This window comes from Angustibacter speluncae (genome assembly GCF_054777815.1).
This window is the reverse complement of record NZ_BAAHAF010000155.1, coordinates 62,125-86,622: the sequence shown is the minus strand read 5'-3', so window position 1 is coordinate 86,622 and position 24,498 is coordinate 62,125. Positions and strand designations below refer to the sequence as shown.

General features: G+C 75.2%; 25 protein-coding genes. 8 read left to right on the top strand and 17 right to left on the bottom strand.

Annotation, left to right across the window (positions count from 1 at the left end; all coding sequences use genetic code 11):
* The 4 genes from ACYVKY_RS17695 to ACYVKY_RS17680 form a co-directional block, all read right to left on the bottom strand.
* On the bottom strand, positions 1-1,098 hold a 1,098-nt coding region (locus ACYVKY_RS17695), incomplete at its 3' end, for an NAD-dependent epimerase/dehydratase family protein (protein WP_460436299.1).
* Positions 1,099-1,259: 161 nt separating this feature from the next.
* A complete protein-coding gene (locus ACYVKY_RS17690; protein ID WP_003792170.1) occupies positions 1,260-1,358 on the bottom strand; it encodes a 30S ribosomal protein bS22 in 99 nt (32 codons plus the stop codon).
* Between the two features lie 104 nt (positions 1,359-1,462).
* Positions 1,463-1,663, bottom strand: coding sequence for a helix-turn-helix domain-containing protein (locus ACYVKY_RS17685; RefSeq protein ID WP_460436298.1), 201 nt, complete (start codon positions 1,661-1,663; stop codon positions 1,463-1,465).
* 179 nt (positions 1,664-1,842) lie between these two features.
* A complete protein-coding gene (locus ACYVKY_RS17680; RefSeq protein ID WP_460436297.1) occupies positions 1,843-3,027 on the bottom strand; it encodes an acetoin utilization protein AcuC in 1,185 nt (394 codons plus the stop codon).
* A gap of 89 nt (positions 3,028-3,116) precedes the next feature.
* Between ACYVKY_RS17680 and ACYVKY_RS17675 the strand changes: the two genes are divergently transcribed.
* Both ACYVKY_RS17675 and ACYVKY_RS17670 read left to right on the top strand, forming a co-directional pair.
* Positions 3,117-4,523 (top strand): TrkH family potassium uptake protein, encoded by a 1,407-nt coding sequence (locus ACYVKY_RS17675; protein ID WP_460436296.1) that lies wholly within the window; start codon positions 3,117-3,119, stop codon positions 4,521-4,523.
* Positions 4,516-5,184, top strand: a complete 669-nt coding sequence (locus ACYVKY_RS17670; protein WP_460436295.1) for a potassium channel family protein — start codon at positions 4,516-4,518, stop codon at positions 5,182-5,184. Before ACYVKY_RS17675 ends, ACYVKY_RS17670 begins: the two co-directional genes overlap by 8 nt.
* Before the next feature lie 109 nt (positions 5,185-5,293).
* Here the strand turns inward: ACYVKY_RS17670 and ACYVKY_RS17665 are convergent, their stop codons facing one another.
* On the bottom strand, positions 5,294-6,043 hold the full coding sequence (locus ACYVKY_RS17665) for a GAP family protein (RefSeq protein ID WP_460436294.1): 750 nt from the start codon (positions 6,041-6,043) through the stop codon (positions 5,294-5,296).
* 117 nt (positions 6,044-6,160) lie between these two features.
* On the opposite strand from ACYVKY_RS17665, the gene ACYVKY_RS17660 reads away from it, so the two are divergent.
* The 3 genes from ACYVKY_RS17660 to ACYVKY_RS17650 are packed head-to-tail and all read left to right on the top strand — an operon-like array spanning position 6,161 to position 8,835.
* A complete protein-coding gene (locus ACYVKY_RS17660; protein WP_460436293.1) occupies positions 6,161-7,387 on the top strand; it encodes a sensor histidine kinase in 1,227 nt (408 codons plus the stop codon).
* Complete coding sequence (locus tag ACYVKY_RS17655) at positions 7,384-8,031, top strand: transcriptional regulator (protein ID WP_460436292.1); 648 nt, start codon at positions 7,384-7,386, stop codon at positions 8,029-8,031. The genes ACYVKY_RS17660 and ACYVKY_RS17655 overlap by 4 nt, the downstream gene beginning before the upstream one ends.
* Positions 8,032-8,052: 21 nt before the next feature.
* Positions 8,053-8,835, top strand: coding sequence for a hypothetical protein (locus ACYVKY_RS17650; protein ID WP_460436303.1), 783 nt, complete (start codon positions 8,053-8,055; stop codon positions 8,833-8,835).
* On the opposite strand, the gene ACYVKY_RS17645 is transcribed toward ACYVKY_RS17650, so the two are convergent.
* From ACYVKY_RS17645 to ACYVKY_RS17630, 4 genes are read right to left on the bottom strand one after another with little or no spacing between them, the layout of a single operon-like run.
* Positions 8,832-9,326: a GNAT family N-acetyltransferase gene (locus ACYVKY_RS17645; protein WP_460436291.1), complete on the bottom strand. Its 495-nt coding sequence runs from the start codon at positions 9,324-9,326 to the stop codon at positions 8,832-8,834. The two genes, ACYVKY_RS17650 and ACYVKY_RS17645, sit on opposite strands and share 4 nt — an antisense overlap.
* A complete protein-coding gene (locus ACYVKY_RS17640; protein ID WP_460436290.1) occupies positions 9,323-10,027 on the bottom strand; it encodes an MOSC domain-containing protein in 705 nt (234 codons plus the stop codon). The genes ACYVKY_RS17645 and ACYVKY_RS17640 overlap by 4 nt, the downstream gene beginning before the upstream one ends.
* Positions 10,024-10,842, bottom strand: a complete 819-nt coding sequence (gene proC, locus ACYVKY_RS17635) for a pyrroline-5-carboxylate reductase family protein (RefSeq protein WP_460436289.1) — start codon at positions 10,840-10,842, stop codon at positions 10,024-10,026. Before proC ends, ACYVKY_RS17640 begins: the two co-directional genes overlap by 4 nt.
* On the bottom strand, positions 10,839-11,774 hold the full coding sequence (locus ACYVKY_RS17630) for a proline dehydrogenase family protein (protein ID WP_460436302.1): 936 nt from the start codon (positions 11,772-11,774) through the stop codon (positions 10,839-10,841). Before ACYVKY_RS17630 ends, proC begins: the two co-directional genes overlap by 4 nt.
* Positions 11,775-11,870: 96 nt before the next feature.
* Here ACYVKY_RS17630 and aztD point away from each other — a divergent pair, with 96 nt between their 5' ends.
* Positions 11,871-13,130, top strand: coding sequence for a zinc metallochaperone AztD (gene aztD, locus ACYVKY_RS17625; RefSeq protein WP_460436288.1), 1,260 nt, complete (start codon positions 11,871-11,873; stop codon positions 13,128-13,130).
* A gap of 85 nt (positions 13,131-13,215) precedes the next feature.
* On the opposite strand, the gene ACYVKY_RS17620 is transcribed toward aztD, so the two are convergent.
* The 5 genes from ACYVKY_RS17620 to ACYVKY_RS17600 form a co-directional block, all read right to left on the bottom strand.
* Positions 13,216-13,950 (bottom strand): ABC transporter permease, encoded by a 735-nt coding sequence (locus ACYVKY_RS17620; RefSeq protein ID WP_460436287.1) that lies wholly within the window; start codon positions 13,948-13,950, stop codon positions 13,216-13,218.
* Positions 13,947-14,672, bottom strand: coding sequence for an ABC transporter ATP-binding protein (locus tag ACYVKY_RS17615; protein WP_460436286.1), 726 nt, complete (start codon positions 14,670-14,672; stop codon positions 13,947-13,949). Before ACYVKY_RS17615 ends, ACYVKY_RS17620 begins: the two co-directional genes overlap by 4 nt.
* Before the next feature lie 41 nt (positions 14,673-14,713).
* On the bottom strand, positions 14,714-15,298 hold the full coding sequence (locus tag ACYVKY_RS17610) for a TetR/AcrR family transcriptional regulator (RefSeq protein ID WP_460436285.1): 585 nt from the start codon (positions 15,296-15,298) through the stop codon (positions 14,714-14,716).
* Entirely contained in the window at positions 15,295-16,110 is an 816-nt protein-coding gene (locus ACYVKY_RS17605) for a sugar phosphate isomerase/epimerase family protein (RefSeq protein ID WP_460436301.1), read from the bottom strand. The genes ACYVKY_RS17610 and ACYVKY_RS17605 overlap by 4 nt, the downstream gene beginning before the upstream one ends.
* 61 nt (positions 16,111-16,171) lie before the next feature.
* Positions 16,172-17,104, bottom strand: coding sequence for a Ppx/GppA family phosphatase (locus ACYVKY_RS17600; protein WP_460436284.1), 933 nt, complete (start codon positions 17,102-17,104; stop codon positions 16,172-16,174).
* A gap of 58 nt (positions 17,105-17,162) precedes the next feature.
* On the opposite strand from ACYVKY_RS17600, the gene ACYVKY_RS17595 reads away from it, so the two are divergent.
* Together ACYVKY_RS17595 and ACYVKY_RS17590 are read left to right on the top strand one after the other, a co-directional pair.
* Complete coding sequence (locus ACYVKY_RS17595) at positions 17,163-18,008, top strand: hypothetical protein (RefSeq protein WP_460436283.1); 846 nt, start codon at positions 17,163-17,165, stop codon at positions 18,006-18,008.
* Complete coding sequence (locus ACYVKY_RS17590) at positions 18,005-18,727, top strand: class I SAM-dependent methyltransferase (RefSeq protein WP_460436282.1); 723 nt, start codon at positions 18,005-18,007, stop codon at positions 18,725-18,727. The genes ACYVKY_RS17595 and ACYVKY_RS17590 overlap by 4 nt, the downstream gene beginning before the upstream one ends.
* A 9-nt stretch (positions 18,728-18,736) precedes the next feature.
* Here ACYVKY_RS17590 and ACYVKY_RS17585 read toward each other — a convergent pair whose 3' ends face one another.
* Genes ACYVKY_RS17585 through ACYVKY_RS17575 form a run of 3 tightly spaced genes read right to left on the bottom strand, consistent with a single transcriptional unit; the run spans position 18,737 to position 24,452 of the window.
* Positions 18,737-22,147, bottom strand: coding sequence for an error-prone DNA polymerase (locus ACYVKY_RS17585; protein ID WP_460436281.1), 3,411 nt, complete (start codon positions 22,145-22,147; stop codon positions 18,737-18,739).
* Entirely contained in the window at positions 22,147-23,775 is a 1,629-nt protein-coding gene (locus tag ACYVKY_RS17580) for a DNA polymerase Y family protein (RefSeq protein WP_460436280.1), read from the bottom strand. Before ACYVKY_RS17580 ends, ACYVKY_RS17585 begins: the two co-directional genes overlap by 1 nt.
* Complete coding sequence (locus ACYVKY_RS17575; RefSeq protein ID WP_460436279.1) at positions 23,772-24,452, bottom strand: hypothetical protein; 681 nt, start codon at positions 24,450-24,452, stop codon at positions 23,772-23,774. Before ACYVKY_RS17575 ends, ACYVKY_RS17580 begins: the two co-directional genes overlap by 4 nt.
* Positions 24,453-24,498: the final 46 nt, after the last annotated feature.

Genomic DNA, 24,498 nt, shown 5'->3' with positions numbered 1-24,498 from the left:
GGCCTCCTGCGGCGTCGGTCGGCGGGAGCCGGCGGCGGACAGCCCCGCGAGCACCGAGCCGGCCCCCGCGAGGGCGCGGTCGAGCCCGCCGGCGAGGGCGACCAGGCGCGCCGCGGCGGCGTCCAGGGCCGCGGGCTGCACCGGGCCGGCGAGCCGGCGCGAGGTGACGTAGGACGTGAACGCCTCGCGGGTCGTGTACGCCGGGTCGAGGCCGAGGTCGGCGCGCATCCGGGTGGTGTCGAGGCCGCGCCCGTGGGTGAGCAGCGCGAGGGTGTCGGAGCTGAGGTCGACCCGGTACAGGCGGCGCAGCGCCTGCACGAACGGGTCGAGCAGGGGCGGCGGCACGCTCACCACGGGCCGGCCGATCGACCCCAGCGCCTGCTGCAGGGTCAGCACGCCGTCGCCCGCGACGTTCACCACGCCGGTCACGTCGCCGACGGTGGCCAGGCGCATCGCCTCGACCAGGTCGTCCTCGTGGACGAATTGCAGGCGGGGGTCGAAACCGAGCACCACGGGGGCGACGGGCAGCTCGAAGTAGTCGGTGAGCCCCGTGCGCACACCCGGACCGATCGCGTTGGCGAACCGCAGCACCGCGACGTCGACGTCGGGACGCCGGCGCGAGAACCCGCGCACGTACCCCTCGACCTCGACCGAGTCCTTGCCCCAGCCCGCCCGGGGGAGCCGACCCGCCGGGGTGTCCTCGGTGAACTGCGCGGGGTCCTTGGCGCTGGCGCCGTAGACCGACGAGGTCGACTTCACGACCAGGCGACGCACGCCGGACGACTTCTGGCAGGCGGCGAGCAGCTGCATCGTCCCGATGACGTTGATCTCCTTCATGGAGACCCGCCCGCCCGCCGAGGTCGGCGTGGCGATGACGTTCATGTGCACGACGGTGTCGACGCCGGCCCGCTCGATCACCTTGGCGATCACCGGGTTGCGGATGTCGGCGCGGACGAAGTCGGTGCTGCCGATGTCGTGGGTCGGCGGGACGACGTCGACGCCGATGACCTGGCGCACCGCGCCGCTGGTCGACAGCGTCCGCGCGAACCGGCCGCCGAGGTACCGGGAGACCCCGGTGACCAGCACGACCTCCGCCATGCGCCCGATCCTAGGTGCTGCACCTGCGGGCCGCAGGGGCCCGGTCGCACGGGTGGTGCGCGCGTGGTGCGGACGCGGCAGGACCCGCCCGCCGGCCTGCTCGGCCGACCCGGACGGGTCCTGGTGCGTGTCGCCTGCTCACCCCGTGGGGCGAGCGGCGCTCACTTCTTGTTGCGGCGCTGGTGACGCGTCTTGCGCAGCAGCTTGCGGTGCTTCTTCTTGGCCATCCGCTTGCGGCGCTTCTTGATGACGGAACCCATGGGGCCTCACTCGGTCGACGGGGCAGGTGCGGTCAGGTGGAGCGCACGCGCGCCCAACGGGGGTCGAGTCTATCCGCGCGGGCGGGCTCGGCCCAACCGGACGGTCAGGCGGTCTCGACGAACGACCCGCGCAGGTACTCGTCGACGGCGTCCTCGGGGACCCGGAACGAGCGACCGACGCGGACCGCCGGCAGGTCGCCCGCGTGCACGAGGCGGTACACCGTCATCTTCGACACCCGCATGATCGAGGCCACCTCGGCGACGGTGAGGAAGCGCACCTCGCTCAGGTCACGGTCCGCTGCCATCTGCACCCTGGTCCTCGCTCCGTGCGGGTGCGCTGGCCGGCCCCCCGGCCGGTGGCGCGTCGTCCGCGTTCAGTGGGTGCCCAGGGTAGGGGCTGGTGTGGCGCGTGGGGAAGTGGAGACTCCCGCACGCAGCCCGCTCAGCGTAATGACGCGCGTGTGGTTCGGATCGCCGAGCAGGACTAGTCGAAGTACGGGTCCAGGCCGTGCAGCGGGAAGACCTCCTTACGGGTCGCCATCACCGCGCGGTCGAGGGCGCTCTCGGGGTCGTAGCCGACCTCCCACGACTTCCACCAGGTGTCGGCGCCGTCGGTCATCCGGGCGGGACCGGGGCGGCCGAACGTGGTGCGCACGTGCTCGCTCCAGCCCTCCGGGATGCTCGACGCGGGGTCCACGGGGGCGTGCGCCGCGATGCCGACCAGGTGCGTCCACGAGCGCGGGACGACGTCGACGATCTCGTACCCGCCCCCGCCGGTGGCGAGCCAGCGCCCGTCGCAGACCTCGTGCGACAGGTCGTGCAGCATCGCGGCGACCGAGCGCTGGGCGTCGAGCGAGACGGCCAGGTGGCTCAGCGGGTCGAGGGTGTGGGTGTCGCAGCCGTGCTGGGTGACCAGCACGTCCGGCGCGAAGGAGCGCACCAGCTGCGGCACGACAGAGTGCACCGCGCGCAGCCAGTCGCGGTCGCCGGTACCGGGCGGCAGCGCGACGTTGACGGCGCTGCCGGGGGCGCCGGGGCCGCCGGACTCGTCGGGGAACCCGGTGCCGGGGAACAGGTACCGGCCGGTCTCGTGCAGGGAGATCGTGAGCACCCGCGGGTCGTCCCAGAAGATCGCCTGGGTGCCGTCGCCGTGGTGCACGTCGACGTCGACGTAGGCGACCTTGGCGGCGCCGGCGTCGAGCAGCCGCTGGATCGCGGCGGCGACGTCGTTGTAGACGCAGAAGCCGGCGGCCCGGTCGCGCATCGCGTGGTGCAGCCCGCCGCAGAAGTTCACCGCGTGCAGCACGTCGCCGCCCCACACCTGGTCGGCGCAGTCGACGCTGGCCTGCAGCACCCGGGCGCTCGCCTCGTGCATCCCGGCGAACGCCGGGTCGTCGGTGGTGCCGAGGCCGCGCGACCCGTCCGCCTCGTCGGGGTGCTCGGACGCGTGCCGCACCGCCGCGACGTAGTCCGCGTCGTGCACGGTGCCGAGCACCGCGTCGTCGGCGACGTCGGCGCCGCCCACCTGCACCCCCGGGAGGGAGAACAGGCCGAACGCCTCGGCGAGCCGGGCGGTGAGGTCGAGCCGGACCGGGGCCATCGGGTGCGTGGGACCGAAGTCGTACCGGTTGAAGTCCGGGTCCCACACGACCCTGGTGCCGGAGGCCATGCCGTGACGCTAGCGTCAGCGCAGCGCGCGGGCGCGGCAGGTGCACGCCGAGGGGTCCGCCCGGAGCGGCGGGACGGGGAGGTGGACGGGTGTCGCAGATCAGCACGGCCGGCACCTACGTCCCGCCCGGCGCAGGTGCCCTGGCGCGGGTGCGGGCACGCATCGACGCGATCGGGCGCAACCAGCCGGCCAGGCTCGCGCTCGTCGTGTTCGCCATCGTCATCGCCGCCGTCACCGGGCTGCTGTCGCTGCCGGCCGCGACCGCCAGCGGCGAGCGCGCGCCGTTCGCCGACGCCCTGTTCACGGCCACGTCGGCGGTCTGCGTCACCGGCCTGGTCACCGTCGACACCGCCACGTACTGGTCGGGTTTCGGCCAGGTGGTCATCCTCGTCGCCATCAAGGTCGGCGGGCTCGGCGTCATCACGATCGCCGCGCTGCTCGGGCTCGCGGTCTCGCGCCGCCTGGGCCTCACCGGCAAGCTGCTCGCGGCCCGCGAGACCAAGGCGGAGCGGCTCGGCGAGGTCGGCACGCTGCTCAAGGTCGTCATCGGCACCTCGCTGGTGCTCGAGGGCATCCTCACGGTGGTGCTTTTCCCGCGGTTCCTCGTCCTGGAGGAGACCGTCGGCCAGGCCGCCTGGCACGCGCTGTTCTACGCGATCAGCGCGTTCAACAACGCCGGGTTCGTCTCGCACCCGGGCGGTCTGCCCGGCGACGCCGTGGGCGACTGGTGGCTCTGCGTCCCCCTCGCCGTCGGCGTCCTCGTCGGCAGCGTCGGCTTCCCGGTGCTGGTCGCGGTGGGGCGCTCGTGGCGCCGTCCGCGGCAGTGGGGGCTGCACGCGCAGCTCACGGTCACCACGACGCTGCTCGTGCTCCTCGCCTCGATCCTCGTCTTCGGCGCCTTCGAGTGGACCAACTCCGGCACCTTCGGCCCGCTCGACCTCGACGAGAAGATCCTCGCCACGCTGTTCATGGCGGTGATGCCGCGCTCGGGCGGCTTCTCGACGGTCGACGTCGGCGCGCTGCACGGCGAGACGCTGCTCGCCACCGACATGCTCATGTTCGTCGGCGGCGGCAGCGCGTCCACCGCCGGCGGCATCAAGGTGACCACGCTGGCGGTGCTCTTCCTCGCGGTGGTCGCCGAGGCCCGCGGCGACTCCGACGTCGAGGCGTTCGGGCGCCGCATCCCCGCGGCGACGATGCGGCTGTCGGTCACCGTGCTGCTCGTCGGCTCGACCCTGGTGGCCGTGTCGACGATGGCGCTGCAGGCGATCACCGGTCGCGAGCTCGACACCGTGCTGTTCGAGGTGATCTCGGCGTTCGCCACCTGCGGCCTGTCGACCGGCCTGACCGCCGACCTGCCCGACTCGGGCAAGTACCTGCTCACCGCGCTGATGTTCCTCGGGCGCACGGGCACCATGTCCCTGGCTGCCGCGCTGGCCCTGCGCGAGAGCCCGAAGATGTTCCGGCTCGCGGAAGAGAGGCCCATCGTTGGGTGACAAGAACCTGCACGAGGACGCCATCGTCGTCATCGGCCTCGGCCGCTTCGGCGCCGCCATCGCCGACGCCCTGAACCGGCTCGGGCACGACGTGCTGGCGATCGAGCGCGACCCGCGGATCGTCCAGGAGTGGGCGGGCAAGCTCACCCACGTCGTCGAGGCCGACGGCACGAACCTCGACGCCCTCAAGCAGCTCGGCGTGCAGGAGTTCAAGATCGCGGTGGTCGGCATCGGCACCTCGATCGAGTCGAGCGTGCTGGCCACCGCGAACCTCGTCGACATGGGCAACAAGCAGGTCTGGGCCAAGGCGATCACGCCCTCGCACGGCCGCATCCTCGAGCGCATCGGCGCGCACCGCGTGGTGTACCCCGAGGCCGACGCCGGCGAGAAGGTCGCGCACCTGGTGTCGGGCAAGCTGCTCGACTACATCGAGTTCGACGACGGCTTCGCGATCGTGAAGATGCGCCCGCCGCTGGAGACGCAGGGCTTCACCCTGGGCCAGTCGCAGGTGCGCAAGAAGTACGGCGTCACGGTCGTCGGTGTGAAGAGCCCCGGCGAGGACTTCACCTACGCCGTCCCCGACACCATGGTCACCCGCCACGACATGCTCATCGTGGCCGGCAACACCCAGCTCCTGGAGCGCTTCGCCGCCCGCCCCTGACCCCTTGCCCGTCTCCCCAGTTCAGTGCCGGAAGTGACACCGAAGTGGGAGAGGGACACGCGTGACACGCCAGGACGCCTCGTCCTGTGACCGCCGATCGCCGATCCACTCAGAAGCCGAGCCGGTCGACCAGCTCCTGGAGACCGCCGAGCCGGGCGACGGCGTCGCGGGCCACGAGGAACCCGGCGATGCCGAGCACCCACCCGGTGGTGCTGCTCGCGGTGCGCGTCATCCAGGCGCCGACCCGCTCGAGCAGCGGCTCGACCCGGCGGGCGGCCGCCACGCGCAAACCGGTCAGCAGCAGCGCCGGCAGCACCATCACGACGCAGTACGCGGCGAGCACCACCAGCCGGGCGGGCGGCGCCAGGTCGCTCGTCGAGACCATCGAGATCGCCGCCAGGTACGGCAGCATCGTCGCCACCTCGAGCGCGGCGGCCGCGAGCGCGAGCAGCACCAGGGGCCGGGCGCCCGTCGTGCCGCCGACGGCCCGGTCGCGCCAGCGCAGCACCCGCTGCGCCGGGTCGCGGCCGGCCGCCGCACGCCGCGCCCGGCCCTTCTCGCCGGGGTCGACGACGAAGCTCAGCGCGAGCAGGGCCACCCCGAGCCCGGCCTGGACGAGCAGCCCGGTGGGCGTCCGCAGCGCCTCGCCGAGCGGCGCCGCCACCACGTCCAGCCCGAGGGCGACCGCCGTCCCGACCACGAGGTAGAAGCCGGCGACCGTGCCGAGGTACAGGCCCATCCGCCGCACCGTGACGCCGCCCGGCGCGAGCAGCAGCCAGATCGGCACGAGCAGCGTCCCGATGCTGGTGGAGTCGACGAGGGCGAGCAGCGCGAGCGAGCCGAGGGCGAGCGGGTCCATGCGCCCACGCTCGCGGCCGCGTCCCTCGCCGCGCGTCGGCAGGACGACCGACCCGGCCGGTCCCGCGTACATCCTCCGGAGGACCCCGCACGCGCACCCCTGTGCTGTGATCGGGTGGTGAGCACCTCCGCCCCGGCCGTCGGCGGCTGGCTCGGCGTGCTGCTGCCCGCCGTGCGCCGCAGCGAGCGCGCGGCCGACGCCGGGACGGCGCTGTCGATCGCGGCGCTCGGGCTGGTGCTCGTCGCGACCGACCTCGCCCAGCTGGTCGGCGGCTGGCCCGGCGTCGTCGGCGCGTCGCGCTGGTGGCACCTGCTGCCGCTCGCGCTCGGGTGCCTGGTGGTGCTGCTGCTGAAGCGCCGCCACCCGGTGACGGCGCTCGCGCTGGGTGCGGCCGTCGTCGGCACCGAGGCGCTGCTGCTCGGCCCCGGGGTCGGCGGCTACCTCGTGCTCGCCGACCTGCTGTTCGGGGTCGAGACGTTCGCGCCGCCGCGGGCGAGGCTCGCGCTGCGCTGGGTCGTCGGGGGGCTCGTCGTGGCCGCGTCCGCGCTGGTGGCGGTGCTGACGCTGGAGCTGCGGCCGGTGGTCCTCACCGTCCTGCAGGGCGGGCTGCTCGTCGGCGTCCCGATCTGGTGGGCGCGTGACCTGCGCCGCTCGACCGAGCTGGCCGACCTCGAGAGGCGCCGGGCCGACGACGCCCGCCGGATCGCGCGGCTCGACCACGAGACGGCGCTGCGGGAGGAGCGCGCGACCGTCGCCCGCGACCTGCACGACGCCGTCACCTCGCACGTGTCGGCGGCCGCGCTGCACGCCGCAGCCGGGCTCGCGCCGGGCGGGGACGAGCGCGGCGCGCTGCGGCAGACCCGCGCCTCGACGCTGGCCGAGCTGGCCGAGGTGCGCCTGTCGATCGACGTCCTGCGCTCGGACGGCGCGGACGCCGTCACCCGCGCACCCGGTGCCGACGAGCTCCCCGCCCTGGTCGACGCCGCCCGCGCCACGGGTCTGCGGGTCGAGGTCGAGCTCGGGGACGCCGCCGACCTGCCGCTCGCGGTCGCGCAGGCCGCCCACCGCATCCTCGGCGAGGCGCTCACCAACGCCGCCAAGCACGCGCCCGGCGGACGGGTCGCCGTCCGGCTCGACCGCGGCGACCCGCTCGTGCTCGAGGTCGACAGCAGGGCGCGGGACGGCGCCGGGTCGCCCGACCTCGCCTGGCCGACCGGCGGCCACGGCCTGGCCACGATGGCCGAGCTCGCCCGCGCGGACGGCGTCGCCCTCGACGCCGGTCCGCGCCCGGACGGCGGGTGGCGGGTGCGCGCGGTGCTGCCGCACGCAGGAGCGGCCAGGTGAGCGCGCCGGTCAGCGTCGTGCTCGCCGACGACCACGCGGCGATCCGCACCGGGTTGCGGCTGATCCTCGAGGGCGCGGGGATCCGCGTGGTCGGCGAGGCCTCCGACGGCGCCGTCGCCGTGCGCCAGGCCCGGGCGCTGCGGCCCGACGTCGTGCTGATGGACCTGCGGATGCCCGGCACCGACGGCGTCGCCGCCACCCGCGCGGTGGTCGAGGAGGGGCTGGCCGAGGTGCTCGTGCTCACCAGCTACGACCTCGACGACCTCGTCCGCGGTGCGCTGCGGGCCGGCGCCGCGGGCTTTCTGCTGAAGAGCGTGGAGCCGGACGCGCTGGTGGACGCCGTGCACGCGGTCGCGCGGGGCGACGGCGTGCTCGCGCCCGAGGTGACCCGTCGCGTCCTGCGCGACCTCGTGGCCGCCGCCGGCCCGGACGACGCACCCGCGCCGGACCAGGACGACCTGACCGGGCGCGAGCGCGAGGTGCTCGCCGGCCTCGGCCGCGGGTGGTCGAACGCCGAGCTCGCGGACCGGCTCGGCATCAGCGAGACCACGGCCAAGACGCACGTCTCGCGGGTGCTCGCCAAGACCGGCACCCGGACGCGCATGCAGGCCGCGGTGCTCGCACGCAGCCGCGGCCTGGCCTGACGGCCCTACCCTGTCGCCGTGATGATCCGACCGGACGTGCTGCGGGCGATCGAGGCGGGCGAGGTCGACCTGGCGTTCCGGCGCTGGGACCGGCCGCGGGTCGTGGTCGGCACGCGGATGCGCACCGGCGTCGGCCTGCTCGAGGTGACGTCGGTCGACCGGGTCGCGGCGTCACGGATCTCCGCCGCCGAGGCGCGGCGCGCGGGCTCGTCCCTGCCGGAGCTGCGCCGGCTGCTCGAGGCCAAGGACGACAAGCCGGTGTGGCGGGTCGGGCTGCGGCACGCCGGCGAGGACCCCCGGATCGCGCTGCGCAACGCCACGCCGACGCCCGAGGAGGTCGCCGAGATCCGTTCGCGGCTCGCACGTCTCGACAAGGCGTCGCCGATCGGGCCGTGGACGCAGCAGACCTTGGAGATCATCGACCGCCGCCCGACCGTGCGGGCTCCCGACCTCGCCGCCGAGCTCGGCCGCGACACACCGGACTTCAAGAAGGACGTGCGCAAGCTGAAGGAGCTCGGTCTCACCGAGTCGCTCGACATCGGCTACCGCATCTCGCCGCGGGGTATCGCGGTGCTCGACGCCGACGGCGTCCGCCGCGACCGCGCACCGGCACCCGTCGGGACGTCGTGGCCGCGCATCGGCGCGCCCGCCACGCGCGCGCTGCGGGCGCAGGGGTTCGGGACGCTGGAGGAGCTCGACGGCGTCAGCGAGGCGTGGCTGCGGGCGCTGCACGGCGTCGGACCGATCGCGGTCGACCGGCTGCGCGAGGCGCTGACCCGCGCGGGTCTGACGATGCGCGCCTAGGCCAGGACCTTGCGGCGCTCGTGCTCGGTGACGTGCTCGCGCGGGTGGCCGAACGCCCCGCTGTGACCGGTCGGCTCGAAACCCGCTGCGGCGTAGAGCCTGACGGCCGCGTCATTGGCGTCGGCCACCTCGAGCGTCATCGCCGCGGCACCCGCCGCGCGAGCCCGCGCCTCCAGGTCGTCGAGCAGCGCGCGCCCGACGCCGCGCCCGCGCGCGACGGGGGCGACCCAGAACGCGACGACCGCCAGCTCGCCCTCGGCGTGCCGGTCGGGCACCAGGCCCGCCAGCCCGACGTCGTGGCCGTCGAGCACCGCGACCACCACCGGCGCGTCGTCGTGCGACAACCAGCCCTCCCAGTACGTCGTCGGGTGGTCGACCTCCTCGGCGTGGGTGCGGTAGAAGGCATCCGGATCGGCCTGCAGCGCAGTCAGTCTCAGTCGCCGGAAGCGCGTCGCCTCGTCCGGACCGAGACGCTCGACCTGCAGGCTCACCCCAGCCGCACCTCGTCGCCGACCGAGACCCGGCCGGGCGCGACCACCTCGAGCAGCACGCCGAAGTCGGCACCGGCCCGCTCGGTCAGGGTGCGCAGCACGAGCGGGTCGGCCCCGAGGTCGGCCTGGGCCATCGTCGTCATGACGCAGCGCGGCATGGGCTGCACGACCCGCAGCACCACCTCGCCGACCCGCACCTCGCGGCCCACCCAGTCCTGCTCGGGCGTGCCCTCGAGACCGGGGGTGTCGACGACGAGGTTGGGCCGGAACCGCGCGACGGGCGCCTCGTGCCCGAGCGCGTCGGCGAGCCAGCGCAGCGACGCGGTCGTCAGCAGGTGCACCGGACCGTCGTCGTGGTGCGGCACGTCCTGCTCGCGACCGAGGTCGACCGGACGACCGACGAGCCGGCCGAGCTCCTCGGCGAGCTGCGGGTCGTCGGCGTCCAGGGCGAGCCCGCCCCCGGTCGTCACGACCGGCACGTCGCGGCCGTCCGGGAGGTCGGAGCGGACGCCGAGCAGGCCCTCCATCTTCGTGAACCGCCTGCTGCTCTTGCCGCTGCCGAGCTTCCCGCGCTCGTCGCGCACCGCCCACGAGCGGTCGCCGACGAGCCCGCGCCGCTCGACCTCGCACGACGACAACGACTCGCCCAGCAGCGACTTCACCGGGTAGCGCAGCAGCGCGGTGAGCGTGCCGACGTTCATGCGCTGCCGGACGACAGCTCGCGCGACCGGTCCCGCGCGGCCTCCATCGCGGTGAGGAAGGCGGCCCGCACCTTGTGGTCGTCGAGCTGGCGCAGCGCCGCCATCGTGGTGCCGGCCGGCGACGACACCTGCTCGCGCAGGACGGTCGGGTGCTCGCCGGTCTCCTTGAGCATCGTGGCCGCGCCGTAGAGGGTCTGCACGACCAGCTCGGTCGCGGTCGCGCGCGGCAGGCCGAGCAGCACGCCCGCCTCGATCATCGCCTCGACGACGTAGAAGATGTACGCCGGCCCGGAGCCGGAGATCGCCGTGACGGCGTCCTGGTAGTGCTCGGGGACGGTGACCACCTTGCCGGTCGCGGCGAGCAGCGCCCGCGCCCGCTCGAGGTGGTCGGCGTCGCAGTGCGAGCCGGCCGAGAGGGCGGCCATCCCCTCGTCGACCAGCGCCGGGGTGTTCGGCATGACGCGGACGACGGCGACGCCGTCGGGCAGCCGCTTCTCGACGTACTCGGTGCTGATGCCCGCCGCGATGCACACCACGAGCGTGTCGCCGCGCAGCGTCTCCGAGATCTCCGCGAGCAGCGCGTCCATGTCCTGCGGCTTCACGACGACGACGACGGTGTCGGCCGACGCCGCGGCCTCGGCGTTGCCCGTGACCTGCACCGCGTACCGCTCGGCCAGCTCGGCCGCGCGGTCCGGACGGCGCTCGGTGACGACGAGGTCGTCGGCCGCCCACCCGGCGCGCAGCAGGCCGGACAGCAGCGTCTCGCCCATCACGCCGGCCCCGAGGACGGCGACCCGCTCGCGCCCGGCGCTCATCCCCGCGTCGCCAGGGCGCGCAGGAAGAACGCGACGTTGGCCGGCTTCTCGGCCATCCGCCGCATCAGGTAGCCGTACCACTCCTCGCCGTAGGGCAGGTAGACCCGCACGGTCTCGCCGAGCTCGGCGAGCCGCTTCTGCTCCTCCGGCCGGATGCCGTAGAGCATCTGGAACTCGTAGGTGCCGGCCTCGCGGCCCGCCTGGACGGCGAGCGCGCCGCCGATGTCGACCAGCCGCGGGTCGTGGGTGGCCAGCATCGGGTAGCCCTGGCCCTGCATCAGCACCTTGGTGCACCGGACGTAGCTCTTGTCGACGTCGGCCTTGTCGGCGTAGGCGACCGACTCGGGCTCGGAGTACGCGCCCTTGCACAGCCGCACCCGCGAGCCCTCGCCCGCCAGGTCGCGGCAGTCGCCCTCGGTGCGCCGCAGGTACGACTGCAGGACCGCGCCGACCCACGGGAAGTCCTCGCGCAGCGCCCGGACGGTGCCGAGCGTGGCGTCGGTGGTCGTGTGGTCCTCCATGTCGACGGTGACGGTGGTGCCCGCCGCCGCGGCCGCCTCGCAGATCGCGTGGGCGTGCTCGGTGCAGATGCGGTCGCCGTCGGCGCCCAGGGCCTGGCCCAGCGCGGAGAGCTTGATCGACACCTCGGCGCGTCCGCCCTGGGTGAGCCCGGCGCCGGAGAGCCGCTCGAGCAGCACCAGGTAGGCGTCGCGGACGCCCTGCGCCATGGCGGGGTCGGTGGTGTCCTCGCCGAGGTGGTCGATGGTGACGGTGAGGCCGTCGTCGAGCAGGCCGGTCGTGGCGCGCACGGCGTCCTCGGTGTGGGCGCCGGGGACGAACCGGGCGACGACGTCGCGCGAGACGGGCGCGGTCTCGACCAGGTCGCGGAGCCGGTGGCTCCTGGCGGCCTGGAGGATCGGCGCCCGCAGCAGGGTGCTGAGCATGGGCCGAACACTACGCGGCCCCCGACCACCCGCACACGCCAGCACAGTTGACAACCGTTCTCACTTGTTATGAGAATCGTTCTCATGCGAATCAGAACACCGTCCCGCGCCGCGCTGCCCGTCGCCGCCGTCGCCGTCGCCCTGCTCGCCGCCTCCTGCGCCGAGGCCGGGGGCGCCGGCGCCGACGGGTCGTCGGACGCCGCCACGTCGGCGGCTGCGGCACCCGCACCCACCGAGACCGACTCCCCCGCAGCGCGTCTGGCCGTCACCTACGACGGCGGCGTGCTCGTGGTCGACGCAGCCGACGGCGAGGTGCTCCTCGACGAGCCGTTGGAGGGCTTCACCCGGCTCAACCCCGCCGGGGACGGCCGGCACGTCCTGCTCTCGTCGTCCGGGGCGTTCACCGCCCTCGACGTCGGGGCGTGGACGGAGGCGCACGGCGACCACGGCCACTCCTTCGTGACCGACCCGGGGATGGTCGACTTCACCGTTCCGGCCGACGAGCCGGGCCACGTGGTCGTGCACCACGGCCGCACGACCCTGTTCGACGACGCCACCGGCACCATCACGGCGTTCGACCCCGACGACCTCGCCGACCTCGCCGAGGAGCAGCCCGAGCTCGACACCTGGACGACCGACGAGGCCCACCACGGCGTCGCGGTGCAGGAGGGCCACGGGCGGCTGATCCACACCGTCGGCGACGAGGAGTCGCGTACCGGCCTGCGGGTGATCCGTCCGGGCGGCGACGTGCTGGCCGAGAGCGACCAGTGCCCCGGCGTGCACGGCGAGGCGTACGCCGGCGACGTACCGGCCGTCGGCTGCGAGGACGGCGTGCTGCTCGTCGTCGGCGACGGCTTCGCCAAGGCGCAGAGCCCCGACGCCTACGGGCGGATGGGCAACCTCGCCGGCCACGACACCTCGCCGGTGCTGCTCGCCGACTACAAGACCGACCCGGACGCCGAGCTCGAGCGCCCCACCCGCGTCGCCCTGGTCGACAGCCGCGACGCCTCGGTGCGCCTGGTCGACCTCGGGACGAGCTACACCTTCCGCTCGCTCGGCCGCACGCCCGCCGGTGACGCGCTCGTGCTCGGCACCGACGGGTCGCTGCACGTGGTCGACGCGACGACGGGTGCGGTCACCGCCCGGGTGCCGGTCGTGGCGCCCTGGGAGGAGCCGGAGGAGTGGCAGCAGCCGCGTCCGGCGCTGCGGGTCGTCGGCGACGTCGCCTACGTCACCGAGCCGGCGACGAGCGAGGTGCACGTCGTCGACCTGACGACACTGGCCGTGACCTCCTCGCTCGACCTGCCGGTCGTGCCCAACGAGATCCAGGCCGTCACCGGCTGAGGCCGTCGGACGGCCACGGGACCCCGGGACCACGCTCCCCCGGGACCAGGGCGGCAGACGCCCTCGCCCCGTCGCACCTCCCTGGTCAGGGGGTGCGGCGGGGCAGCGTCGCGGCGCCGAGCGCGAGCGCGGCCACGATGAAGCCGGCGACCACGGCCAGCTCGCCCCCGATGCCCGGCCAGGGGTCGGCTTGGCGCGCCACCTCGGTGAGCGCGTCGACCGCGTACGACAGCGGGAGGACGTCGGACAGCAGCCGCAGCGGCGTCGGCAGGTCATCGCGCGGCAGCAGCAGACCGCAGAGCAGGAACTGCGGCAGTACGATCGCCGGCATCAGCTGCACGGCCTGGAACTCGCTGCGCGCCAACGAGCTCGCCCCGAGACCGAGCGCCGTGCCGAGCAGCGCGACGCTCACGGCGATGACCACGAGCCACCACAGCGGCCCGCTGACGTCGAGACCGCAGACGTACCGCGCGAACAGCGACGCCACGACCGCCTGCAGCACCGCGGCCAGGCCGATCGCGAGCGCGTAGCCCGCGACCAGGTCGGCCCGGTGCACCGGCAGCGTCATCAGCCGCTCGAGCGTGCCCGACTGCCGCTCGCGCAGCGTCGACACGCTCGTCACCAGGAACATGACCACGAACGGGAAGACGCCGAGCAGCTGGGCGCCGATCCGGTCGAAGACCGGTGTGCCGTCGAAGACCCAGGCGAGCAGGCCGATCAGGACGCACGGCAGGACCAGCACGAGCGCGACCGTGCGGTGGTCGTGCCGCAGCTGCGCGAGCACCCGTGACGCCACGACCAGCGCCAGGCGCGGGCTCACGCCGCACCGGCCCGGTCGACCAGGCGCAGGAACGCGTCCTCCGCGTCGTGCGCCCCCGTGCGCGCGAGCAGGTCGGCCGGGGTGTCGTCGGCGAGCACCTCGCCCTGGCGCAGCAGCACCAGTCGGTCGCACCGGGTGGCCTCGTCCATGACGTGGCTCGACACCAGCAGGGAGGTGCCGCCGTCGGCGAGCCGGCGGAACAGGTCCCACAGGTCGCGGCGCAGCAGGGGGTCGAGCCCGACGGTGGGCTCGTCGAGCACCAGCAGCCGCGGCGACCCCACCATCGCCGCCGCCAGCGAGACCCGGGCCCGCTGCCCGCCGGACAGCCGGTGCACCACCGCGTCGCGCTTGGCCTGCAGGTCGACCTCGGCCAGCACCCGGTCGGCCGCAGTCCGCTCGGCCCCGACGAGGGCGGCGAAGTGGCGCAGGTTCTGCAGCACGGTGAGGTCGGCGTAGACGCTCGGGTCCTGGGTGACGTAGCCGACGTCCCGACGCAGCGACGGGTGCCCGGCGGGGCGCCCGAGGACGTGCACCGTGCCGCCTGCCAGACGCTGCACCCCGACCACGGCCCGCAGCAGCGTGGTCTTGCCCGAGCCGCTCGGGCCCAGCAGGCCGACGACCTGCCCGGCGGGAACGACCAGGTCGAGCCCGGGGAGCACCACCGTGCCGCCGCGCACCACCCGCAGGCCACGCACCTCGATCGCCGGACCGTTATTCCCCATGTGGGGAAACTACGCCTGCCGGCCGCGCCGGACAAGCCCCCTCAGGTGGTCAGGTACCGCTGCAGGGTGGGCCCGTACCAGCCGGCCAGGACGTCGACCTCGGCCGACGCGACCGGCTCGAGCTCGACGACGTAGCGCAGCAGCGCCATGCCGGCGACCTGGCTGAGCACCAGGGCCGCGGCGCGCGCCGGGTCGCTCGATCCCGCGGCCGCGGCGAGCGGACGGACGACGTGGCCGGCGATGAACGCGGGCACCGGCGCAGCGACCTGGCCGCCACCGACCAGCGTGCGCAGCACCGCCACCAGCCGCTCCCGGTGCGCCGGCGGGTCCCACAGCTCGCAGAACGCGTGGACCAGCCGCTCGCCGGCCTCGTCCGGGTCGCCCTGCAGCACGCGGGCGAGCACGGACGTCGGGTCGACCGGCAGCTCGAGCGAGGCGGCGAACAGCGACTCCTTGGACCCGAAGTAGTGCCGCACCAGGGCGGGGTCGACCTCGGCCGCACGGGCGACGGCGCGCACGGACGCCCCGTCGAAACCGTTGGCGGAGAACTCCTCCCGGGCCGCCGCGAGGATCCCCGCGCGGGTGTCGACGTCCGGCCGCGGACCGCGTCGGGCCGGCGGCGTCACGGCCGGCCGGCCGCCACGGCGCCCGCCGCCAGGTGGGTGCGGGCGAACGACAGCGACTCCGACAGGTCGCGGTCGCGGTCGGCCGGGGTGCGGCAGCGGCGGGTGTTCACCTCGAGCACCACCACCCCGCGCCAGCCGGAGCTGCCGAGGTGGTGCAGCACCTCGGCGCAGGGCATCGACCCGCGGCCGGGGACGAGGTGCTCGTCCTTGGCCGAGCCGGAGCCGTCGGCGAGGTGCAGGTGGCGCAGCCGCGGACCGAGCGCCTCCACCATCGCGAGCGGGTCGGAACCGGCCGTCGCCGCGTGCGAGAGGTCGACCGTCACGTGGTCGTAGTCCTCGTCGGTGGGGTCCCAGTCGGGCAGGTACGCCGGGATCTCGCGCTGCCGCACCCGCCAGGGGTACATGTTCTCGACCGACACCACGACGCCCGACTCCTCGCTGATGCGGCGCACGCCGGCGACGAAGCCCTCGGCGTAGTCGCGCTGCCAGCGGAAAGGAGGGTGCGCCACGACGGTGTCGGCGCCGAGCCGCTGGGCGAGGTCGACCGCGCCGGTGATCTTCGCCCACGCCTCCTTGCCCCAGACCCGCTGCGTGACGAGCAGCGTCGGCGCGTGCACCGCGACCACCGGCACGCCGTAGTGCTGGCTGAGACGGGCGAGCGCCTCGGCGTCCTGGCTGAGGGGGTCGGTCCAGACCATGACCTCGATGCCGTCGTACCCGAGCCGGGCCGCGGTCTCGAACGCGACCGGGATGCCGACCGGGTAGGTGGACGACGTGGACAGGGCCACGTCGACGCCGTCCGGCCTGGGCAGGTCTCGCACGTCCACCACAGTAGGCGCACCCCCGCGCGCCGCGACCGCGGCGGTCCCGCCCTCAGCCCGCGGAGATCCAGTCGAGCCGGCGCAGGATGATGCCCTCGCGCAGCGCCCACGGGCTGATCTGCAGCTCCTCGACGTCGAGCAGGTCCATCACCGCCAGCGCCACCAGGCCGCCCGCCAGCAGCTGGCGGGCGCGTCCGGCCGAGACCCCCGGCAGCCCGGCCCGCTCGGACGCGTCCATCGCGGCGATGTCGGGGAGCCGCTCGGCGAGGTCGTCGCGCCGCAGCCGGCGCGAGACGTACGGGCCCTCGGCGCTGGGCGCCGCCCCGCACACCCGCGCCAGCGAGCGCATCGTCTTGCTCGACCCCACCGCGAGGTCGGGCGACCCGCCGCGGGTCAGCTGCCGCACGGCCTTGGCCACCTCGACCCTCACCAGCTTGCGCAGCACCTTCACCTCGCCGCCCTTCGGCGGGTCGTGGCGCAGGTGGTCGCGGGTGAGCCGGCCGGCGCCGAGCGGCAGGCTCAGCGCGGCGTCCGGGTCCTCGTCGGCACCCACGGCGAGCTCGAGCGACCCGCCGCCGATGTCGACGACCAGCAGGCGGCCGGCCGACCAGCCGAACCACCGGCGGACGGCGAGGAAGGTCAGGCGCGCCTCGGCGTCGCCGCTGAGCACCTGCAGGTCGACGCCGGCCGCCTCCCGGACGCGGGCCAGCACCTCCTCGCCGTTCGGCGCCTCGCGGACCGCCGACGTGGCGAACGGCAGGATGTCCTCGCAGCCGCTGTCCTCGGCCACCTGCAGCGCCTCGCCGACGAACGCGACCAGCCGGTCGGCGCCACCGGTGTCGATCAGGCCGTCGGCGGTGAGGTGCTCGGCCAGCCGCAGCTCGACCTTGTGCGAGGCGGCGGGCCACGGCCGCGCCCCCTGGTGCGCGTCGACGACGAGCAGGTGCACGGTGTTCGAGCCGACGTCGAGCACGCCCAGGCGCATGGCACGAACCGTAGCGGGCGGACACCGCGCCGCGACGCCACCACCTAGGCTGGCGACCGTGACCGCCGCACGCGAGACCTCCCTCGACGCCACCCGCGTCTGGGTCGAGTTCGCCGACCCCGAGACCCCCGAGGGCGAGGTGCCCAGCCAGGTCTTCCGCTGCGACCTCACCTGGCTGACCTCGTCGTGGACCTGCATCTTCGGCGGTGGCTGCCCGGGCATCTACGAGGACCGTCCGCTCGACGGCTGCTGCACCCTGGGCGCCCACTTCAGCGACGCCGACGACGAGAAGCGGGTGCGCGGCCACGTCAAGCTGCTGACCGCCGACACCTGGCAGCGCGCCCCCCGCGCCCGCAAGCGCGACGGCGGCTGGGTCGAGCTCGACCCCGACGGCGCGCGCAAGACGCGCGTGGTCGACGGCGCCTGCATCTTCCTCAACGACCGCGGCTTCACCGACGCGTCCGGCCGCGACCGCTCGGGGTGCGCGCTGCACCACCTGGCCGACGACGAGGGCGTCCCGTTCGTGCAGACGAAGCCGGACGTGTGCTGGCAGCTGCCGCTGCGGCGCACCTACCGCACGGTGGAGCGTCCCGACGGCACGTCGTACCTCGAGGTGAGCATCGGCGAGTACGACCGCCGCGGCTGGGGCGAGGGCGGTCACGACCTCGACTGGTACTGCACCGGCAACCCGGTCGCGCACGTGGGCGTCAACCCGGTCTACCTGTCGAACCGCGCCGAGCTGCTCGAGCTGGTCGGACCCGCTGCGTACGAGGAGATCTCACGCCTGTGCGACCAGGCGCTCGGCGTGCACAAGCGGCTCCCGCTGATGGTCCACCCGGCGACCGCGGCCGCGCGCGCGGCCGCCGGACGCGGGTCGCGACGCAAGGGCGCTCCGTCGGCGTGACCCGGTCGGCCGGTGGGCTGCCCGACGTCATCCCCAGCCCGAACATCTGGCGGTCGCCGGAGGTCTACGAGCAGGAGAACGAGGGGGTCGACCCCGACGGCGAGATCGAGCGGGCGATGCGCGACGTGCGCGACTGGACCGGCGGGCACCTGCTCGACGTGGGCTGCGGCACCGGGTTCCACCTCCCCCGCTTCGCGGCGGACGCGGCGCGCGTCACCGGGGTCGAGCCGCACCCGCCCCTGGTCGAGCGGGCCCTGACCCGGGTGGCGCTGCTGCCCGCCGACCTGGCGGCCCGGATCGAGGTGCTCCCCGGTTCGGCGGCCGCCCTCCCGCTGCCACCGGCGTCGGTCGACGTCGTGCACGCGCGCTGGGCGTACTTCTTCGGGCCGGGATGCGAGCCCGGGCTGGCCGAGCTGGAGCGGGTGGTGCGGCCCGGCGGCGCGGCCTTCGTCGTCGACAACGACGCGACCCGCTCGACCTTCGGCGGGTGGTTCCGTCAGGCGCTGCCCCGCTACGACAGCGAGTCGGTGCGGCGGTTCTGGCGACGACAGGGGTTCGAGCGGGTCCCGCTCGACATCCGGTGGCAGTTCCCCGACCGAGCGACCTTCGAGCGCGTGGTGCGCATCGAGTTCGCGCCCGACCTGGCCGCGGCGATCCTGGCGGAGCACCCGGGTCAGGGCGTCGACTACGCCGTCGACCTGTGGTGGCGACGCTACTGAGCGCGCGCGTCAGCGGAAGTCGCGGGAGGTCTGCCGCGACTGCAGCACCGACCCGGCGCCGGGCAGCACGTCGTCGAGGCTGCTGACCCCGTCCGCCAGCAGGTTCGTGGCGCCCTCGCTGCGCTCCAGGATGCCGCGGACCACGACGGCCACCTTGTGCCGCGCGGCCCGCCGGTGCGCCTTCATCACGCCGATCGAGCAGACGACGTTGAGCATGCCGGTCTCGTCCTCGAGGTTGAGGAAGGTGGTGCCCATCGCGGTGCCGGGACGCTGGCGGTGGGTGATCAGGCCCGCGACGTGCACGCGCCGGCCGGGTTCGGTGGTCTGCAGGTCGGCGATCGAGCGGATCCCGTACCCCTGCAACCGCTCACGCAGGTGCTCGACCGGGTGCCGCTCGGGCGAGACCGACGTGGCCCACAGGTCGGCGAGCGTCTGCTCGACCTCGCTCATCCGCGGCAGCGGCGGCGGGGCCGAGACCGGCGTGGTGCCCGGCAGGTGCTCGCCCCGCTCGGACGCGCCGGCCGTCCAGATCGCCTCGCGCCGCTCGAGCCCGAACGAGGTGAACGCCCCCGCCGTGGCGAGCGCCTCCATCTGCGCGGTGGTGAGGCCGGCCCGGCGCGACAGGTCGGGCACGTCGGTGAACGGCCGCTCGGCCCGTGCCGCCACGACCCGCTCGGCCACCTCGAGCCCGATGCCGCGGACGCTGTCGAGCCCCAGCCGCACGGCGAGCGCACCGTCGCGCCGGTGGGTCGTCGTGGGGTCGGGCCGGGCGGCGTCGAACTCGGCCCGGCCGTGGTACGGGGCGCGGCAGGCGTCCAGGCCCGTGGTGGCGACGCGGGCACCCGGTGACCCGTCGAGCGGCTCGAGACCCGCCTGGGCACCCGACAGGACCAGGTCGGGTCGGCGCACCTCGACCCCGTGCCGGCGCGCGTCGCCCACCAGCGACTGCGGCGAGTAGAACCCCATCGGCTGGTTGCGCAGCAGCCCGGCCAGGAACGCCGCGGGGTGGTGCAGCTTGAACCACGAGCTCGCGTACACCAGCAGCGCGAAGCTCAGGGCGTGCGACTCGGCGAAACCGAAGTTGGCGAACGACAGGATCTTCACGTAGATGGCGTCGGCCGCCTCACCGACGAGACCTCGCCGGGCCATGCCCGCGTAGAGCTTCTCCTTGATGCTCTCGATCCGCTCGACCCCGCGCTTGGACCCCATCGCCCGGCGCAGCAGGTCGGCGTCGTCGCGGGTGCAGTCGCCGAGCGCGACCGCCATCGCCATCAGCTGCTCCTGGAACAGCGGCACCCCGCGGGTGCGCTCGAGCACCGGGACCAGGTCGGGGTGGTCGTAGGTGACGGGCTCCTGCCCGGTGGCGCGGCGCACGTAGGGGTGGACGGCGCCGCCCTGGATCGGACCCGGTCGGATCAGGGCGATCTCGATCGCCAGGTCGTAGAACTCGCGCGGACGCAGCCGCGGCAGCGTGCCGATCTGCGCCCGGCTCTCGACCTGGAACACCCCGATGGAGTCGGCTCGGCAGAGCATGTCGTAGACCGCCGGCTCCTCCTTCGGCAGCGTCGCCAGGGTCCACCGCTCGCCGAGGTGCTGCTCGACCAGCCGCATCATGTGGTCGAGCGCACCCAGCATGCCGAGCCCGAGCAGGTCGAACTTGACCAGCCCCATCGTCTCGCAGGCGTCCTTGTCCCACTGCAGCACCGTGCGCCGGTCCATCCGCGCGCGCTCGATCGGGCAGACCTCGCCGATCGGCCGCTCGGTGAGCACCATGCCGCCGGAGTGGATGCCCAGGTGCCGCGGGGCACCGAGGAACTGACCGGCGAGATCGACCACGGCCGAGGGGATGTCGTGGGCGGTCGGCTCACCCATGTCGCCCGTGACGACCGGTTGCCAGCCGTCGACCTGCTTCGACCAGGCGTCCTGCTGGCCCTGCGAGTGCCCGAGCGCCTTCGCGGCGTCGCGCACGGCCATCCGCGGCCGGTAGCCGATGACGTTGGCCACCTGCGCGGCGTTGTGGCGCCCGTAGGTGTCGTAGACCCACTGGATCACCTCCTCGCGCCGGTCGGAGTCGAAGTCGACGTCGATGTCGGGCTCCTCGTCGCGGTGGGCGCTGATGAACCGCTCGAACGGGAGCCGGTAGAGCACGGCATCGACCGCGGTGATCCCGAGGGCGTAGCAGACGGCCGAGCTCGCCGCCGAACCCCTTCCCTGGCAGAGGATGTCGCGGCTGCGGGCGTACGCGACGATGTCGTGGACGATGACGAAGTACCCCGCGAAGTCCTTCTCCTCGATGACGCGCAGCTCGTGCTCGATGCGCTGGCGCGCGGTGTCGGCGTGCGGCGTGCCGGCGTAGCGCTCCTCGAACCCCTGCGCGGTGAGCACCCGCAGCCAGGACGCGGCGGTGTGGCCGTCCGGGATGCGGTGCTTGGGCAGCCGCGGCGAGGCCTTGCGCAGGTCGAACGCGAGCTCGTCGGCGAGCACGACGCTGCGGGAGACGGCGTCCGGGAACCGGGCGAGAGCGCGGGCCACCTCGTCGCCGCTGCGCAGGTGCGCGACGGCCGACAGGTCGAGCCAGCCGTCCGCCTCGGCGAGGCTGCGGCGGGCCCGCACCGCCGCCATGGCGGACGCCAGCCGCGCGCGCGAGGGCGTGGCGAGGTGGACGTTGCCCGCCGCCACCACCGGCAGCCCGTGCACCCGCGCGAGGTCGGCCAGCAGGTCGTTCGTCTCGTCGGTCGTGGGGCCGGGGTGGGGCGAGAGCTCGACGACCACGTGGTCGAGGCCGAAGCGGGCGGTCAGGTCGTCGAGGGCGGCCGCGGCCGCCACCGGGCCGCCCCGGGCGAGGGCGCGGCGCACCGGGCCCTTGCGGCAGCCGGTGAGCACGACCCAGTGCCCGCGTCCGCGCTCGGCGAGCTCGTCGAGGTCGTAGACGGGACGGCCCTTCTCGTCGCCGCGCAGGTGGGCGTCGGTCATCGCCGCGGCCAGCCGGTGGTATCCCTCGACCCCGCGGGCGAGCACCAGCAGGTGGTCGCCCTCCGGGTCGGGCACGCCGTTCTGCGGACCGCCGAGCCCGAGCGACAGCTCGGCCCCGTGGACGGTGGGGAGCCCGTGCTGGGTGGCCGCCTCGGCCAGCAGCGGCGCGCCGTAGAAGCCGTCGTGGTCGGTGAGCGCGAGGGCGTGCAGACCGAGCCGCACGGCCTCCTCGACCAGCTCGGCGGGCGAGCTCGCGCCGTCGAGGAAGCTGAAGTGGCTGTGGCAGTGCAGCTCCGCGTACGGCGTGACCTCGTCCGGGCGCTCGATCTCGCGCACCGGACGGCGGCCGTGCTTGCGGCGCGAGACCGGGGCGTCGTCGGCGCCGGGTAGGCCCGACAGCCGCTGCTCGAGCTCGGCCCAGCGCATCGTGGGGTTGTTCCAGCCCATCAGTCGTACCCGGCCTCGGCGCGCCACCCGTCGGCCCCGCACACCAGCAGCCACGCGCGGCCGTCGACCCCGACCACCTGGAAGCGCGACCGCGGGCCGGGGCCGCCTGCGGTCCACCAGGACTCGTCGACCGGCCAGGGACCCGCCCAGGCGCCGACCGGGTACCAGCCGGGACCAGGGCCGGCGTCGGCCTCGACCCGCACCCGCGCAGGCGCCGCCGTGACCGCGCCGCGCTCGGTGACCGCGACCGGGCGTCCCTGGTCGTCGACCACCTCCGCCGGCAGGGCGGGGTCGAACACGCGCACGGGCGCCGGTCCGGGCACGGTGCCCGGCCACGGCCGGTCGAGCGGCCGGAGCCCGACCGCGCGGTCGCCCCACGGGACGGCCGCCTGGCGGGCCGCGGGGTCGCGTCCGCCCTGCAGCACCGGGCGCAGCACGGCGTCGAACCCGACGACCGCCTGGACGCGGGCGACGCCGCGCTGGACGAGGTCGTCGCCGCTGCCTCCCCACAGGCCGTCGGCGTGCGAGGCGGCCGGCTCAAGGGTGTCGGGCACGAACCGCACCCGCTCCACCGGAGCCCGCAGCCCGGCCACCGGTCGGCGCGAGCGCAGGTCGCCCGCGCGCGGCGAGCGCAGCTGCCAGTGCACGCGGTCGACCAGGTCGCGGGAGGAGAAGTGCCGGGGGTGCAACCAGGTGCGCGCGGACGCGAGCCCGTGGTCGGTGTCGACCTCGACCCGGACGCCGGTGGCCACCAGCTGGCGCCGGGCGAGGTCGGCCACGAACCGCTCGGCCGTGGTGCGGACGCTGAAGCAGACCGCCTCGACCGAGTCGAGCGGGGTCTCGAAGCCCACCTCGGCGGTGAGCTCGGGCGGCGGGGTGCGCGGTGCGAACAGCGCGGGGTCGTCGCCGTGGGTGCGCCGCCACACCCGCTCCCCGTAGCTGCCGAGGCGTTGCAGGACGGCGTCCTTCGGCAGGTCGGCGAGGTCGCCGAGGGTCGACAGGCCGAGCCGGCGCAGCAGGCCGGCGGTCTCGCGTCCGGGCGCGCCGTCGACCTCGAGCGACTCGACCGGCAGCGGGCGCAGGAAGCCCGGGGAGCCGCCGGGCGGCACGATCCGCCAGGCCTGCAGGTCGGCGCGACGGGCGGCCTGCTCGGCGGTGAACAGGTCGTCGGCGACGCCGAGGCGGCAGTCCCACACCCCGGCGGCGACGAGCGCCTCGGCGACCGTGGCGGCGGCGTGCTCCTCGCCGCCGAAGACCCGTCCGGGCGCGCGGACGGCGAGCAGTCCCGGCCGCAGCGACGCCACCCCCGGGCGCAGCGCCTCGACCGCCGCGAGCACCGGCTCGAAGGCGCGCACGTCGCGGTCCTCGGACGCGGGCAGCAGCGCGAGGTCGGGGCAGCGCGCCTGCGCGTCGCGCCGGCGCATGCCGCGCCGCACACCCTCCTCCCGGGCGGCCGCGTTGCACACCTCGACGACGTTCGCGACGACCACGGCGGCCGGGGTGGCCGCCGGCAGGTCCTCCTCGTCGAGCGCGGCCACGACCGACCAGTCGGGGCACCAGACGACCAGCACCCGGCGCGCTGCACCGCTCGGTGCGGAGCGCGGGGGCGTGCCCGTGGTGGCGGTCACGACGGCACCGCGCGGCGCAGCGGCGCACCCGTCCCCGCGTCCGGGCGGGCGGCGACGAGCGGGGCGTCCTCGTGCGGGAACCACACCGGCGCCCGCGTCGCGGGGGCCGAGCCGCGCTGCACGGCGAGCTGGGCCGAGCGCCGGCGCAGCCGGCCGGAGCCGTCGACCGGGCCCGCCCAGCGGGCGTCCTCGAGCGTCAGCCGGGCCTCGCACCCGGGCCACTCGCCCCAGACGACCAGCGCGGCCGACCGCTTGCGCAGCCGTGCGTCGAGCACCCCCGCCGAGCGGGCGTCGACGCGACCGGCCGGTCGGAGCACGACCACGCGGAGCACGTCGACCAGGGCGGCGGCGACCTCGAGCCAGTGCTCGCCCGGGTCGGGCACGAGCACGGTGCGGTCGAGGTCGACCCCGAGGTCGGCGGCGGCCTGGGCCCCGAAGTCGGGCCAGCCGGCGAAACCGACCCACTCGCCGGCCGCGGAGGCCCCGGCGGCCAGCGCCAGCGCGAGCGAGGCGGAGTCGACCGCGTAGCTGCCGCCGGTGCGCAGCTGGAGGAGGCCGGCCACCGCGGGGTGCGTGGGGACGGGCACCCGGGTCGGACCGCCCTGCAGCGCGGCGACCCGCTCGCGCAGCTGCTCGACGACCGGGCGGCCGGGGTCGAGGGCGGTGGCGGCGGGCACCTCGTCATGATCGAACACCTGTTCGAACGCGTCAAGACGGGGCCGC